Here is a 15776-nt window from a genome sequence, read left to right on the forward strand (position 1 = left end):
GTTCGGCTCATTCACGGTTGCCGCCGATAGGGTTCGGGCACGCCGCTCGGCGCCGCAGCTCCAACTTGTCCACCCGGCCGACAGGCGTCAGCGGAATCTCGGTCAGCGGATGGATCGTCGTCGGGATCTTGTACCGGGCTGCCCCTGCGGCAACGAGGAACTCCGCGACGTCGGACTGACGCAACTCGTCACCGACGATGAAGGCGACCACCGCCTCGCCGAACCGGTCGTCCGGTGCTCCCACCACGGCAACGTCGCGGACACCGGGATGCCGGCGCAGCAGCTCCTCGACCTCGCGTTCCGACACCTTCTCGCCGCCGCGGTTGATCTGATCTTTGATGCGTCCTTCGAAGGACACCGCACCGTCACGGTCCAGACGGACGAGATCGCCGCTCATATACCAGCCGTCCGCCGTGAACACCGTGGAGTTGCTCGAGCCGTCGTCGTAGTAACCGCGAATCGTGTAAGGCCCGCGGGTAAGCAACTGGCCGACCCGGCCGGGCCCGACCGGATCCCCGGCATCGTCGATCACCATCAGCTCGTCCAGGGGCGAAAGGGGAACACCCTGATCAGCAAGCATCTGGTCGTGCGGCAGGTCCGGCGGCTGGACGCCGCACAAACCTTCCGTCATCCCGAACCCTTGGTGGACGCCACAGTTCAGAGCCTTGCGGAATCCGTTCAGCACGTCGGCCGACGGATTGCTGCCGCCGATCAGCACCGTCTGCAATGACGAAATGTCGTGGCGCGTTCCCCCGGCCGCGTCGGTCCACAGCGCCGCCAGAGGCGGGATAAGGCCGGTGCGTGTGACGCCGTATTGCGCGATCAGGCTGAAAGCGACCGTCGGAGCCGGTGTCGGCGAGATGATCAAGGATCCGCCCGCGTCGAGGATGGCGAGTGCGTTGCACATCGCCCACCCATGCGCGAGAGGCATCGCGACCAAATAGACGCTGCGCGGATCGAAGCGACAGCGATCTGCCACGCACCGCCCCAGGTACAGCCAGGCCCGGTGGACCTGCGGGACGATCTTGGGCAGGCCGGTCGTTCCTCCGGACACGAGCAGTGCCGCGACCGAGTCCGACGCTGTGCGTCGGAACCTGGGTTCTGGTTCGGTGTCCGGGTCTTCGAGCAGCGAGACGGTGTTCAGAACGTTGCGCACGGCCGGCCTCGATGCTGCGGCTGCACGGCAGGTCTCCAGGCAGTCCGGGGTGGCCACCAGCGTGGTCGCACCGATCCTGTCGATGAACGACAGCAGCTCATGGGTTCCGAGCTGCGGGATGGCCAGCAGTGGGGTGACGCCGATCTTCGTACAGGCGAATAGGCAGGCCAGTCCGCTGATCTCGTTCGACATCTGCAGCACCACGTGGTCGCCGGCCCGGACGTCGGCCCGGTGCAGGGCGTTCGCCATCCGGTCGACGAGGGTGACGAACTCCGGTCTCGTCAGCCGCAGTTCGCCGTCGCAGATCAGCGACTCCGGGTAGTTGTCCGCGCCCCGTACCAGCCATTCGTAGAGATTCTCATTCCGCCACGCGCCGGCCTTGATGTACCTCGAGGCGACTTCCGCGGGCCAGTCGGTCAGTCCGTGCACCATCTGCTTGGTCCTCCATGAGTATGTGTCGTTCCTCACCTGGCGCTGGTCGTTCCCAACGTCGCGGCACCGATCTTCACGACGTCGATCCAGCGCAGCCGCCACAACTCGCGGGTCTCGTCGGTGACCGAGGCAGTGATCGCCGATCGCTCTGAGATCACGGCGGCCGTCGCGGGGCTGATCCGCCGCTGCCGGTGATAGGTGCGTGCCGCAGTGTCCAGCAGGAACCACTGCCGCTCCGGTAGCCGCCATTCGAGCCGAACATGCACCGGTAGCTCGATCGTGAAGTCCGCCAAGTCCGTCGTCGCCGACCGGCTCACGACAAGGTCCTCGAGGATCAGCGCGTCCAGCGAGCTCGTGAGCAGCAGCCGGATCGCGTCCACAGGCGTCTCGACCATGGGCTCGTGACTGTTGTTCATCGAGGTGTTGAGCACGACCGGCACCCCGGACAACTCTGCGAAGGCGTCGATCAGTGCGTGGAATCGCGGGTTCTGCTGAGCATCCACGATCTGCAGGCGCGCGGTCCCGTCGACGTGGGTGGTGGCTCCCAATGACGTCCTGAACTCCGGCCGCACCGGCACCACGTGCGACATGTAGGCGAAGGACGTGTCGGCTCCGCCGAGGTCGAAGTACTTGTCGCCGCCTTCCGGCGTGGTCGCCGGAGCGAACGGCCGGAATCCCTCGCGACTCTTGATCGCGAAGTTGACGCGATCGCGGTTCACCGCCGGACGCGGATCGGCCAGGATGCTGCGGTTGCCCAGTGCTCGTGGCCCGAACTCGCTGCGCCCCTGGAACCAGCCGATGATCTTTTCGTCGGCAAGCAGCGCGGCTGCCTCGCGCACGGCGTCGGTTGCCGGACGAACCGTAATGAGTGGGCGGAACGCTTCCGCCGCGCGTTCGATGTCCGCGACGTCGTACGCTGTACCGAGGTAGGGGCTGAACGGCCTCGGGGACGGTGAGCGGAAGTCACCTCGCCGGATGAGTGCGGCGCCGAGCGCCGCACCCGCATCATGCGAGGCTGGATGTACATACACCGCATCGAAGAGTCCAGAGTTCAGAATCCGGCCGTTCAACGTTGAGTTGTGCGCGACGCCGCCGGAAAAAGCCAGGCGTGTCGTGCGTGTCTCGTCGCGCCAGTGCCTGATCAGCCGAAGGGCGTTGGTCTCCAGCCACAGCTGCACGGCGGCGGCGAAGTCTTTGTGGATCTGGTCGAACGGATCTTCAGCAGCCCGCAGCTTCCATCCACTTTCGAGCAACCCATGCCGGAACGCTTCGGCGTTGAGCCGTACGCCGTTGACAGGATCAGCCGGCGCGACCCTCTCGAGTAGCTGGGTGAATCGAGCCGGATCGCCGTACGGCGCAAGACCCATGACCTTGTACTCGTCGCCCCAGCGATAACCCAGCGCGTGCGTCGCATACGCGTACATCATGCCGAACGACTTCTCAAGGGGCAGTCGGCCCACACGGTGCAAACTGCCGTCGTGCTGAAGGAAGGCAGTCGTCGAGTCCCGTCCGCCGCCACCGTCCATGACGACGACCAGCGAGTCCTCGGTCCAACCAGACCCGTGCTGAGTTGCAGCGGCGTGCGCGGAGTGATGATCGACGAACTGTATGTCCGCCGCGGCAACCGCGATGCTGAGCTCGGAGAGCCGTTCGTGGAGCAGTTCGCGGGTCGTGCGGCGGGGTATGTCGGAACGCCAGAAGTAGATGTCGTTCAGGCTTTGATCACAGAACCGCTCATCGAAGTAGTAGCCGACGGCATCGATGTCACTCGCGGAGAGCCCGAGCGTCCGCATCCCGGCGGCGACCGCGTTCGCGGGGAACAAGGTGGTCTTCTTGACGCGGCTGTGCCGCTCCTCCTCGGCGGCCCACAGCACCTCACCGTCTGGAGCCAGGATCACGGCACTCGCATCATGGAAGAAAATATCGGGCATTCCGTACGTCTCATGCCCACGAAACGGGCCGCCGCTCAGCCCAAGAATATAGCGTGCCATTTCGCTAGTTATCTCCACATCGGCTTAGTGGTGAGTCGAGAACTGCGCATTCGAGCATGACCGTTGGCCGTACCAGAATGCGGTGACAGAACTCTGCACTCGAGCGGCTCGGCTTCCCTCATGGCTTCAGCCGGATTGGGACTTCTCGCTTTCCTCGAGATTTCTGGCCACCTGTTCCCAGAGCCGAGAACACTCGAGCGCTAAAGCCGAGACGGTGCCTGTGCAGTGACTGGGAACTGTTTTAAGAACGCGCTCCCAGTCCTGAGGCGGAACCGCGGTCAAGCTGAGGCTTCGGAGTAGAAACCGCCCCGCTTCACTGAGGCATATTGCTGGATCTTTCGAAAGAGTATGCCAATTCACTGAGCTTTGTGCTGTGGGCACTACACTTGCTTCGGCCGGCACACTGGGAAACGTGGAAAGGTCGTCTCCCGTTTCCTTTACCACCTTCAGCCGCAGCGCCGCAGGATCCTCGCCGCGCTGCAGCTGCTCACGCACTCTTCGCACAGTGTTGGGAGACACTCCCGCATCTCTGGCAACTTCACGGAGCGAGGCGTCCGGTCTCTCGGCTATGAGTTGGGCGGCTCGCCGCCGGCCCTCGATATTGCTGACGGGGCGGACCCTGCCGTCCTGGCCGAACCTGGCTTGCGATTGCGGAGACTGAGTAGTCACCCGCAGTCGGAGGGACGCGATGGTCCTTGCCGACAGGCTGGTGGCCTCGGCTATCGCACGATCCGACCAATGAGCATGGGAACCGATGATGCGCATTGCTGCGGCCTTGCGGTCAGTGAGTGAGAGCGGCAACCCGTGTTCGATATTTGCCCTGACAGCAAGCAGGAAGACTTCTTTTTCATCTCCGTCGAAGAGGCGGGCCGCAATCACTGTCTGGCCTTTGATGATAGCGGCCCGCACTCTGTGCATTCCATCGATGACCTGCATGGTTTCTCGGTGAACCAGGATTGGCGGGAGGTCCGCCTCCACCTCGGCGATCACCTGTACGTGAGCTGCGTCCTCCCCCAGCAAGCGAGGGGAATCATTCAAAACCAGTCGGTTGATCGCTACGTTGATGACGGTGGACGGCATTCTTGGAAGAACGTTCTGACGGCTGCCGTCCGAATATCCAGAGTCAGGCCTTCCAGAGTTCTTCCGCGCCGGCATACCTTGCCTCCGTTTGACCGCTCGGGAGTATCGCCCACCGTGAATGACTCCGTCGGTTCTGCCGTAAAGGTTGCAGCAGAGCTCATGAGTGGTGAGCAGAACCTGACCACAGTCAGCGGCGGCTGCCCGGGCCTCCCCGGTCAGTCGCCGCAGTGAATAGAGCCACCAAGATGAGACCGCAGCAGTGAATCAATTAATCAGCGCCTTGGCAAGAGGGATCTTGGCAAGGGGCCCCGAGCTTCTGGGCACCGGTTGCGAGTGTGAAATCGTCTCGCGACAAAAATATGTGGATCTTTCACCTATGGAAGGTTTATGCGGAAGAAGGGTTGCGCCACCGCACGCAGACCGCCCCCCTATGTCCGACCCGTCGAGTTCGTGGCTATGTCGAACCTTTGGGAGTGATGCAGGGCGATGTCCGCCGAGTATGGACTCATCGCCTGGTTTCCGTGCGGGCAGCTGCGCAGACGGTGGCCGCCGGCTGTCCACGGGTTCTCCAGCCGCGCGCCGAGGCGCAGCGGGTAGGCAATGCCCTGCGCGACGGCCTGAACGAAACGTGCGCCGACGCAAACCGCGGCCTCTGATCTCAGCGGCACCGCGGTCCGGGGGGCAGACCGAAGTCGCTGGCGATCCGACGGGCCGAGCGGTCAGCGCGCCGATGCAGATGGCGGCTGCGCTCCCAGTCCTGAGGCTCAGATGTGCGCAGGCTGACGCTGGGCGGCGTCGGCGGCCCTTCGTATGGCTGACGGGGCGGCACCTGCCTCGGTGTTCCGCCGACTGCCGTGCAACCGCGGAGATTGCGCGGTTGCACGGCAGTGAGCGAGAGGGCCAACCTGTGCCCGTCCGCATTGCATTGACCCGCATGGTGTGTGAGCAGCATCCTCTTGCACTGCGGCCAGTTCCGGCGATCGGAGCAATTCACGGCACATCACACAGAGTTCCCCTGCGCGTAGATCGAGCGAAGCCTTGCCGCACGGTCCGGACGTAGTGCTCGCGTGGGCCATAAAGACGGCCATACCGTGAAAGCACACGGATTATGCCCGGGGTGAGATCGACTGTACCTCGGCCATCGTGGACGCAGTGAGCGCGCGCGCGAAAAAGGCGCCGCGTCTCGTTTCATCAACCCACGTTCATCGCCCTGACTCCTTGACTGCGAAGATCGATCATACTCAGCTATCCGCCCTAGCTTGACCGGCCGACGGTTCGAACCGCCCACGATCGAATTTGAGGAGACCGCATGAGTGAATCGCACAGCCCTGATGCCGCACTCCATCTCGCTCGGCAGCTATTCCCCGGCACTGCCGACAACGATCCTCTGGACTCCCTCCAGATCATGGAACTGCTCGCACATCTCGAAAGCAACGGATTCGAGCCGCCCTCCCCGGTCTTCATCACCGACATGACCATTGCCGGCGTCATCGGCGCTGAGCAATAGGCGGTCTCGCCACCGCCGAACCACGAGCTTCGTCAATCGCTAATCACCGACAAGGCCACTGGGAATGCAGACTGACGCACCTGGCGTTATGAGCGGCACACCGATCATGATCGTCTCTTGGTGGGACCTGGGTCCGGGCGATCCGTCCGTGCAGGATATGGAGGCTGACATATTTCAAGGCGGCGACGACTGGTCGTCCTGTCCCGGTCTGCTGTCCAAGTATTGGCTGGCCGACCACGAACACCGTCGCTGGGGCGGCGTCATGGTGTGGGAACGGCGTCCGGTGGCCGACCTGCCGATCAACCGGGCCGCGCAATTGATCGGGCGACCGGCCGACATCCGTGTCAGCTTCGCGGTACCCAAGATCGTGCACGGAATTCAGGGCGATCACCCGCGCTAAGTCAGCACGGGGGTTTCCCCCCGTTTGTGGACACCGGCCGCCGGCGGTTCATCTCCGACCACCATGTGGAGTACGGGATACAGCGGCTGTGCAGAATCTTCAGAGTCTCCCGATCCGGTTTCTATCGCTGGCGTCAGGCGGCGGCCAGGCAGAGCAAGGCTATGGCCTCACTTGAGCCGTACCCCCGCCCTGCGGCCGGGACTTGAGCCCCGGCAGCAACGGAGCAGCCAACTCCCACAACCCCACATCACGCCGCACCTGTGGTGAGGCCGCTTCCCACCTCGCGCCATCCCAAGGAGAAACCGTGTCGACCACAGCCAACCCGGTACTGGACCTCCCATACGACACCCGGCCCGATCCGGAGGAGTATCTCCAGGCCGTTCTGGAGTGGCACTTCCACCCGGAGACCGGATCGCCTTACTGGCTCGAGCGGGCCAAGTCACTTGATTTCGACCCGCGTCGGGACGTCAGGACCTTCGACGACTTGCGGCTCTTCCCGAACGTCGCGAACGAGATGCGCAAGGTATCGGCCCAGGCGCTGATCCCCCGGGGGTACGGACCGACTCCTGGAATCGCGGGCGTTTACGAGAGCGGAGGGACCACCGGGGCGCCCAAGCGCGTGGTGTGCCCCCGGGACTGGCTGGACCGCCTGATCGCCTGGAGCAACGCCAACCTCGACGAACACGGCTTCCCGCGCGGCGTCGACTGGCTCGGGCTCGTACCGTCCGGCCCACATATCGTCGGGGAGATCTTCCGGCGCTCGGCAGCCACGCACGGACGTCACGGCTTCCAGGTCGACTTGGACCCACGCTGGGTAAAGAAGCTGATCGCCGCGGGCAAGAAGGACGAGGCCGACTCCTACGCCGAACACGTCATCGACCAGGCAGAGTTCGTGCTGCGCACGCAGGACATCGGCGTGCTGACCATCACTCCCGCGCTGTTGGAGCGACTGGTGCGGCGCGACGAGCTGGTTGCGCTCGTCAACGAGAAGGTACGTGCGATCCGCTGGGGCGGCACCCAGCTCGACCCGGATACCCATCACCTGTATCGCACCGAGATCTTCCCCGGCCTCGTTCTGTACGGCCACTACGGCAGCACGATGATTCTCGGTATCGCCGGTCAGCGCGTGCCTGCGGGCGAGGAGGACACCTGTGTCTTCGACACCTTTTCGCCGTACGTGAGCTTTTCGGTGGTGGACCCGCACACCCGCCGACTGGTGCCCTACGGAGAACGGGGGCAGGTAGTGATGAACCACGTCTCCAAGGCGCTCTTCCTCCCCAATAATCTCGAACGGGACCTGGCCACCCGCGTCGAGCCGCTGCCCGGCTGCATCGGCGATGCCGTCGCTGACATCGCGCCCGTCTCCCACTTCGAAAACGCGGCGGTTGTCGAGGGGGTCTACTGATGACGGACCTGCTCCAGCTGGATGTGCTCGGCCCCGCTGGCCCCTTCCGCTCCCGCAACCGGGCCACGGTGGCGGACGTCAGTGGACGGCCCGTGGCTGAGCTGAGCCTGGCGCCGACGGTGTACGTCGACCGCGCCATGGCGGCGCTGCGCAGGGCGACGCCGCTTCCGCTCGATGAGCGGGTCGCTGCTATAGCCCACGCCGGGCGGCTGTTTGCCACCGGCACGATCAACGGCCAGACGGTCGCGGAGTACGAGCACGCGGTGAGCCGGGTGGGCGGCGTACCGATCCAGGTAGTGCGGGCCGCCACCGCGACCGCGATGTGCCGCACCGAGCAGTTGTACAACAACCTGCAGCATGCTCGGCCCTGGGGCGCGGCCGGCGACTGGCGCGATCCGCTCACCCGCGTGGGTAGGGCCGTGTGGTCCCGGCGCGGGGAGGTCTTCGCCGTGCATGCCGCCGGGAACCACCCCGGCACCCACACGCTGTGGCCGGAGGCCCTGGCGTTGGGCTATCGGGTGGCGGTGCGGCCATCGCGACGCGAGCCGTTCACCCCACACCGGCTGGTGACGGCCCTGCGCATGGCCGGGTTCGGCGATGACCACGTAGTGCTGCTGCCTACTGACCACGCTGCCGCCGAGGGCCTACTGCGGGGCGCCGACCTGGCCTACGGCAGCGACGAGGTGATCCGCCAGTACGCCGATGACCCGCTCGTTTTGCCGTTGAATCCCGGCCGCTCGAAGATCCTGCTCACCGCGGAGACGGACTGGCTTGAGCATCTGGACACCATCGTCGACTCGATCAGCCACCACGGGGGCACCGGCTGTGTGAACGCCACCGCTGTTCTCGTCGAGGGTGACCCGGTGCCCGTGGCCGAGGCCATCGCCGACCGCCTTGCCCTCCTGCCCAACCTTCCCCCCGAGGACGAGAAGGCTGTGCTCCCGGTGCAAGCGTCCCCTGTCGCGCGGGCGTTGGAGAAGTTCGTGCTGGACAAGGCGCTGGGTGCACGGGCTCATCTGGGGGGAGCCGGGTTCGTGGAGGAACTCGGTGACGGCAGCGCCGTGCTCCGCCCGGTGGTGCACCAGCTGGAGCGCCCGGACGACCCGAGGGTAGGTGTTGAGTTGCCCTTCCCCTGCGTGTGGGTCGCCCCCTGGTCACGTGAGGCGGGAGTCGTTCCTCTGCGCAACACCCTTGTTCTGGGCGTTCACACCAAGGACGAGCGGCTCATCGACGCGCTCGTGGACGAGCCGTCCATCGCCAATGTCTACGTCGGTGACCACCCGACCTATTGGACGGACACTGGTATCCCGCATGACGGATATCTCGCGCACTTCCTCATGCGCACCAAGGGATTCATTCGGGGCTGAGCCGCCACCGGAGCAGTCCGGTCACTCCACGAACCGAGGTCACATCACTCAGTGCCCGCGAGCAGGCCTCGCAGTATTCGTGATTCCGGGGAGTCGAGTTCGTCGAAGATGCTCAGCGCTTCCTGCCAGCACACGCGGGCGCGGCCCGTCTCGCCCAGCGCGTTGAGCGCCCGCCCGAGGACGGTGAGGACATTGGCCTCGCGCGATTTTCCGCCCAAGTCGCGGAAGATGGTCAGGGCCTGTTCGGCATGGGCCGCGGCTTCGCGCGGGCGTTGGTCTGCCAGATCCACTTCGGCCAGTCGGAAGTAGGTCTGGCCCTCCCACATCCGCTGGCGACCGTCCTGGAACATCTCCCGGGCTTCGTTGAACACGCTTCTCGCGTCGGCGTGCCGGCCTGCCCTGGTGAGTGCGACGCCGAAGGCGTACCGTGCGTTGGCGCCGCGCACGGACCGGCCCAGGCTGTCGAACGCCGCGACTCCCTCCTCGGCGAGTGAGAGCGCGCGCTCCATATCGCCCTGGGCGAGGCGGACTCGGGACAGGTTGCACAGCACGCTCGCCTCGCCCGGGCGGTCCCCGTCTTCCCGGAAGGCGCTCAGGGCGTGGTCGAAGTGCGCCCCGGCGTCTTCGTACCGGTTCTCGTACAGGGCCACCCGGCCACGGAGGTTCGCCAGCCTGCCCATGACCGGCATGTCCCCGGCCGCCTCGGCCGCCCTCAGCACCCGGTACCCCTGCCGCTCCGCCTCGTCGAACCGGCCCGCGATGATGTGGGTCTCGGCGAGGACCAGGGCGGCCCGGCCCGTCGCACCTGTATCCCCCAGCGCTTCGGCGGCGTCATGCAGGGCCACCGCTGTCGCTTCGTACTGCTGGGAAAGAGCGCCGGACTCGCTCAGGTCCCGCGTCACCCACACCAGGTCCACCGCGCGGGGCAGGAGCGCACCGACGGTGGACTGACGTGCGCACGCCAGCAAGCACGGGCCTTCGGCGTAGAGCCAGTCCAGTGCTTCCCCGTGGCCCTGGAGCGCCAGACCTTCGTGCGCCGTCGGCTCCAGGTGGTCGACAAGCCGGTCACCCGGCCGTTCGATCGCGTAGACCCGCACGGCTGTCGCCAGGTAGAAGTCCAGCAGGCGCGACTGCGCCCTCTCCCGTTCCGTCGGCGGCTGTTCGTCGCGCTCGGCGCACGCTCGTGCGTAGAGGCGCAGGAGATCGTGGTAGCGGTACCGGCTCGGAGCGGCGGACTCCAGGAGAGACGTGTCGACCAGGGACTCCAGGAGGTTCTCCGTGGCCCCGACCGGGAGGTCCAGGAGGGCGGCGGCCGCGGCCAGGGAGATGTCCGGGCCGTCGGCGAGGCCGAGGAGCCGGAAGGCACGGGCCTGGGCAGGCTCCAGTTGGCCGTAGCCGAGTTCGAAGGTGGCCTTCACCGCGAGGTCGCCGGCCTGGAGCTCGTCCAGGCGGCGGCGCTCGTCCGTCAGTCTCGCGGCGAGCACGGCTACGGTCCACATACGGCGGGCGGCCAGCCGGGAGGCGGCGATGCGGATGGCCAGGGGCAGGTAGCCGCACGCGGCCACCACGTCGAGAGCGGCCTCGCGTTCCCCCGCCACCCGTTCCTCACCGACAATCCTGGTGAAGAGCTGGAGTCCCTCCTCGGGGGACATCACATCCAGGTCCACCAGATGCGCGCCCGCCAGGTCGACCATGCGGACCCGGCTGGTGATCAGCGCCGCGCACCCCTCCGTGCCGGGCAGAAGAGGGCGGACCTGGGCCGCGTCGCGCGCGTTGTCGAGAAGGACGAGCACGCGGCGGCCTTCGAGGGTGGCTCGGTACAGGGCCGCTCTCTCTTCGAGCGGCTCGGGGATCGAGTAGTCGGGCACGCCGAGCGACCGGAGGAATGTACCGAGTACGGCTTCCGGCGCCGCGGCCCGGGGGCCCGTGCCCGCCAGGTCGAAGTAGAGCTGCCCGTCGGGGAACTGCGGGCGTGCCCTGTGGGCGACATGGACGGCGAAGGTCGTCTTGCCGGTGCCGCCCATCCCCGCGAGTGCGGAGACGGCCATGACGCGACCCTCCGCCGAGCTCAATACGTCGGCGAGCTCGCGGACGAACGACGCGCGTCCGGTGAAGTCAGCGACGGTTGCCGGGAGTTGGCTGGGGCGAGGGGGTTCGTCCGGCCCGGTTTCGGGTGACGGCTGCGGGGCGGGGAGGAGACCGCCGTCGGCCTGAAGGATGCGCTGTTGCAGATCCTGGAGTCCGGCACGCGGGTCGACGCCGAGTTCGTCGGCGAGCAGGCGACGCACGTCCGCGTACACCGCGAGGGCCTCCGCCTGCCGGCCCGACCGGTACAGGGCCAGCATCAGCAACTCGCGCAGGCGTTCGCGCAGCGGATGCGAGGCGGTGAGCGCGGTCAGCCGGGCGACGGCTTCGGCGTGGTTGCCGAGCGCCAGATCCATGTCGATCTGGGCTTCGACGAGCTGGAGGCGCCATTCCTCAAGACGCGACCGCTGCGCTTCGGCGAACGGGCCCGGCAGGCCTTCCAGTGCCTCGCCGTCCCACAGGTCCAGTGCGCTGCCGATCAGCGCGTGGGCTTGTGGGAGGTCATCGACGGCGCGTGCGCGTCTCGACTCCGCCGCCAGGTCCTGGGCGACGTCGAGGTCGAGTGCGCCTTCGCCGATGTCGAGTGCGTAGCCGCCGGTTTCACTCAGCAGCACTCCGGGGCCCAGGGCCTTGCGCAGGCGTGAGGCGTACGTCCGTACAGCGGCGAGCGCTTGCCCAGGGGGATCTTCGCCCCAGAGTGCGTCGATCAGTTCGCGAGCGGATGCGAAGTGCCCCTCGCGCAGCAGCAGGGCGGCCAGGAGGGCTCGCTGCTGCGGTGATCCACTTGAGACACGCTCCCCATCTCGCCGTACGCGGAGGGGGCCGAGGACGTTGAAGCGGATGCCCTCGGCGGGTGGCCAGTTCAGCGTGGTTCGTTCAGCCGGGGCGGTGAGCCGGGCCTGCCGACTGATGCGTACGGTTTCAGGAGGTTCTCCCTGAAGGATGTGCTGATACAGCTCCTGGAGTTCAGCGCCCGGGTCGATTCCGAGTTCCTCGGTGAGCAGGCGACGCACGTCCGCGTACACCGCGAGGGCCTCTGCCTCCCGGCCCGACTGGTAGAGGGCCAGCATGAGCAGGGCGCGCAGCCTCTCACGCAGCGGATACCTCAAGGTCAAGTTTTCGAGGTCCGGGATGGTTTCGGCGTATGCGCCGAGATCAAGGTCCAGTTCGACTCTGTTCTCGACGAGCAGGAGCCACCACTCCTCCAAGCGCGCGCGCTGGGCCTCGGCGTAAGGGCCCGGCACGTCCCGGAGCGGTTCCCCCTTCAGCTGGTCCAGGGCCTCGCCGATCAGGCGCCGCGCGCCCGCGAGGTCGCCGGACGCCTGCGCCGACTGGGCCTCCGCGTGCAACCGCTCGGCCGCGGTCAGGTCCAAGGGGAGGTCGGTATCGGCCTGTTCGGCGCGGAGGCGGTAGCCATCCGCTTGGCGCTCGACGTGGATGAGGGAACCGGTCTGGCGGAGGAGCCCACGCAGCCGCGCGATGTAGGCGTGAAGAGTGCGCGACGCGGAGCTTGGCGGGTCCTCGCCCCACACCGCGTTCATCAAAGCGGTCTTCGTCACGATCCGGCCCCTACGCAGCAGCAACGCCGCCAGCACCGCGCGCGGCTTCCCTCCCCCCAGCCTGACCGGCTCGTCCCCCCGCCACACCAGCTCCGGCCCGAACACCGTGAACCGCAAAGGCGCCAAGGGCACTTCAGGCGCGTCGCCTCCGTGCCCGTCCGCCCACGACCCCCCGTACAGCCGGTCCAGCACCGGACTCACCAGCACCGCGAACGGCGTCGTCCGCGGTGACAGCCGCGCGCTGCCGTCCGGGTCGGCCAGCAGCGCGGCGAAGTCCGGCATGCGGCCCAGGTACGGCTCGAGAGCCTGGCCGACCGCCTCGACGACCTCGATGGACTGCTCGGTGCTGAGACCGCCGGCCAGGAGGTCACGGACACCGGGCTTGAAGTCGTACAGGACGTCGCCGGGGCCGCCCCTGATGGCCGCGGGCAGGCGTCGGCCGGTCGGCTCCCCTTCACCCAGTGGCTGGAGGATTTCTCCCAGGAGCACTTCCGCCACGACGCCCGACGACGTGGTGGGCAGCGTGGCGGTGCGGACCAGCTGGATGACGGGGGTGCTCAGGGGGCGCATCGCGGACAGCCGTACGGCGAGGCGGTACGCCTCCGGGGAGAAGGAGGCCCGAAAGCGTTCGAGCAGTTGGCCGGGCGACGGCGGGGTCGTGTCGTCCGGGGCGGGGGCATTGCGCGGGTCCGGCCTTCCTCCGGCCGCCGCCTCCCCGACCACCACCGTGTCCATCAACTGCCGCGTCCCCGGGCGGGTCAGCAGCCGTGCCCAGGCTCCCAGCGTGGTGGGCGAGAGCGCGAGGACGGGGACCGGCACCGCGTCCGCGGGGCGTTCCAGGGGCCCTCCGCCCAGTGGATCGAGGATGGCGAGTTCCCCGTCCAGCGCGAACGGGCGGTCGGCGACGAGGAGTTGGGGCTGTGCGTCGAACGCCGTGCCGCGCCACAGCCGTCTCGGCAGCGGTGATACGACGACCAGCGGGCCGGAGCGTTCCCAGGTCCGCAGGAAGCGGCGGGCCGCCGGGCCGCGCCAGGCCTCGTCCACGCCGTCGGTCAGCAGGAAGGTGATGGGGGATTCCGTGCGCGGGGTGGTGCCGGGCCGCTGTCCGCCGCGCAGGTCGAAACGGTGGAGGTGGACCGCGCGGAAGACGCCGCCGCGCTCCAGCAGGCGCCGCACTTCCCGTACGAGGGGCTGCCACACGCGCATGGAGGGGGAGTCGTCGACGAGCAGGACCGCCGTGTGCCGCAGTTCCTGCTCGGGGCGGTCGACCACGTCGAGCACGCCGGACTCCGCGGTGAGCCGAACGGTGGCCTCGATGTCGGCGACCGTGCGATGCCGGTGATCGCGGTGGCTGCGCAGCGGGCGCAGTGCCCGGGCGAGGCCGTGCATCCCCGGCAGGGCCCGTGGGCCCGGTGCGCGGATGGCACGGGCCCTGGGGTCGGCCGCGGAGCCCCGTTCGGCGTCCGCGGCGGCGGTGAAGAGGCGGTGCCGGTGGCCGGAGTCCTCCGCCGGGTCGGAGCGGCCCGGCGCGCGTCGTCCGGGCGGGGTGCGGTCGGGCGGGACGGTGGCGGGCAACGACCCGTCGGCGGGCGGCGGTTCCTGGCCGGCTCGCGCGTCCGGCTGGGCGGGGGACGGGCCGGCCGCGGCGGCCGGGGAGGCGGTGGCGCCGCCGTCCATGGCCCGGGCCAGCCAGAGGATGTCGAGGAGTTCGGGGCCCCCGAGTTCGTATCCCATCCCGTCCAGGACCTGGCGCAGCCGCTCGATCATGCGGGGAACGCTTCGTCCAACCGGTGCATGACCGCGCCGAGCAGTTCGTCGCGGCTCAGATCGGCACCGGTGACCCGCAGGTGGACCGCGGCGAGGAGCTGGTCGGTCGCCAGGCTCTGCACGGCCGCGCGGCGGAGGAAGGCGTCGATCAGGTCGTCGGCCTGGGCGAGAGCGTCCTCGCCCAGGTTCTGCCGGACGATGTCGCGCAGTTTCGCCTCGTCGGGGTCGCGCAGATCGAGGCGTACGCACCGGCGGAGGAAGGCGGGCGGAAACTCCCGCTCGCCGTTGCTGGTCATCACGACGATCGGGAAGTGGGCGCAGGAGACCAGACCGCGCTCGACCCGGACCCGTTCCCGGCTGCCGGTGACGAGGACGTCGGCGGTCTGCTGGTGTTCGGGGAGGCGGGCCAGCTCGGGGATCTCGAACTCGCCCTCCTCCAGCACCACCAGCAGGTCGTTGGGCAGGTCGATGTCGGACTTGTCGACCTCGTCGATGAGCAGGACACGGGGCCCGTCGGGGGCGGCGAGTGCCGTGCCGAGCGGGCCCAGGCGCAGATAGTTCCCGATGTCGGAGCTCTGGCCGGCGCGCCTTCTGAGCCGGCGCGCCTGACCGCGCAGCGGCTCCCGCTCACGTTGCAGGGAGGCCTCACGCAGCCGTCCGACGGCGTCGTACTGGTAGAGGGCGGCCGCCAGGGTCGAGCGGCTGTTCACCGACCAGCGCAGTACGTCGCCCAGCGCGAGGTCCTCGGCCACGGCCCGCGCCAGCGAGCTCTTGCCGGTGCCGGGACGGCCCGTCACCAGGAGCGGCCGACGCAGGTGGAGGGCGGCGTTGACGACGGCGATCTCGTCGGCGTTCATGAGGTAGCGCTGCGCCTCGGCGCGGCGGCGGGAGGCCGGGAAGCGGCGCCAGGGAGGGGGCTCCGGCAGCTCGGCCGGGCCGCGGAACGCCCACCAGTTCTCGGCGGCAGCGCTGGTGTCACCGGGGTCTGCGGTGTGCGGGTGCGTCACGGTCGCGCTCTCCTCGTCGG

General features: G+C 68.0%; 9 protein-coding genes. 4 read left to right on the forward strand and 5 right to left on the reverse strand.

Annotated elements, in window-relative coordinates; all coding sequences use genetic code 11:
* Positions 1 to 7: 7 nt before the first annotated feature.
* From AB0I77_RS04305 to AB0I77_RS04315, 3 genes are all read right to left on the reverse strand, one after another.
* Positions 8 to 1588: an AMP-binding protein gene (locus tag AB0I77_RS04305; protein ID WP_363280801.1), complete on the reverse strand. Its 1581-nt coding sequence runs from the start codon at positions 1586 to 1588 to the stop codon at positions 8 to 10.
* Between the two features lie 32 nt (positions 1589 to 1620).
* On the reverse strand, positions 1621 to 3579 hold the full coding sequence (locus AB0I77_RS04310) for a carbamoyltransferase C-terminal domain-containing protein (protein WP_363280802.1): 1959 nt from the start codon (positions 3577 to 3579) through the stop codon (positions 1621 to 1623).
* Between the two features lie 126 nt (positions 3580 to 3705).
* A complete protein-coding gene (locus AB0I77_RS04315; RefSeq protein ID WP_363280803.1) occupies positions 3706 to 4659 on the reverse strand; it encodes a ParB N-terminal domain-containing protein in 954 nt (317 codons plus the stop codon).
* Positions 4660 to 5968: 1309 nt separating this feature from the next.
* Here AB0I77_RS04315 and AB0I77_RS04320 point away from each other — a divergent pair.
* The 4 genes from AB0I77_RS04320 (at position 5969) to AB0I77_RS04335 (ending at position 9338) form a co-directional block, all read left to right on the forward strand.
* Positions 5969 to 6166 carry a hypothetical protein gene (locus tag AB0I77_RS04320; RefSeq protein ID WP_363280804.1) on the forward strand — a complete coding sequence of 66 codons (198 nt, stop codon included), beginning with the start codon at positions 5969 to 5971 and terminating at the stop codon, positions 6164 to 6166.
* 88 nt (positions 6167 to 6254) lie between these two features.
* A complete protein-coding gene (locus tag AB0I77_RS04325; protein ID WP_363280805.1) occupies positions 6255 to 6566 on the forward strand; it encodes a hypothetical protein in 312 nt (103 codons plus the stop codon).
* Between the two features lie 304 nt (positions 6567 to 6870).
* Positions 6871 to 7971, forward strand: coding sequence for a phenazine antibiotic biosynthesis protein (locus tag AB0I77_RS04330; RefSeq protein WP_363281141.1), 1101 nt, complete (start codon positions 6871 to 6873; stop codon positions 7969 to 7971).
* Entirely contained in the window at positions 7971 to 9338 is a 1368-nt protein-coding gene (locus tag AB0I77_RS04335) for an aldehyde dehydrogenase family protein (protein ID WP_363280806.1), read from the forward strand. The genes AB0I77_RS04330 and AB0I77_RS04335 overlap by 1 nt, the downstream gene beginning before the upstream one ends.
* Positions 9339 to 9382: 44 nt before the next feature.
* On the opposite strand, the gene AB0I77_RS04340 is transcribed toward AB0I77_RS04335, so the two are convergent.
* Both AB0I77_RS04340 and AB0I77_RS04345 read right to left on the reverse strand, forming a co-directional pair.
* Entirely contained in the window at positions 9383 to 14749 is a 5367-nt protein-coding gene (locus AB0I77_RS04340; RefSeq protein WP_363280807.1) for an SAV_2336 N-terminal domain-related protein, read from the reverse strand.
* The gene (locus tag AB0I77_RS04345) at positions 14746 to 15756 is read right to left on the reverse strand and encodes a MoxR family ATPase (RefSeq protein WP_363280808.1); all 1011 of its coding nucleotides are present in this window, start codon (positions 15754 to 15756) and stop codon (positions 14746 to 14748) included. Before AB0I77_RS04345 ends, AB0I77_RS04340 begins: the two co-directional genes overlap by 4 nt.
* Positions 15757 to 15776: the final 20 nt, after the last annotated feature.

The organism is Streptomyces sp. NPDC050619 (assembly GCF_040654815.1).
Classification (GTDB): domain Bacteria; phylum Actinomycetota; class Actinomycetes; order Streptomycetales; family Streptomycetaceae; genus Streptomyces.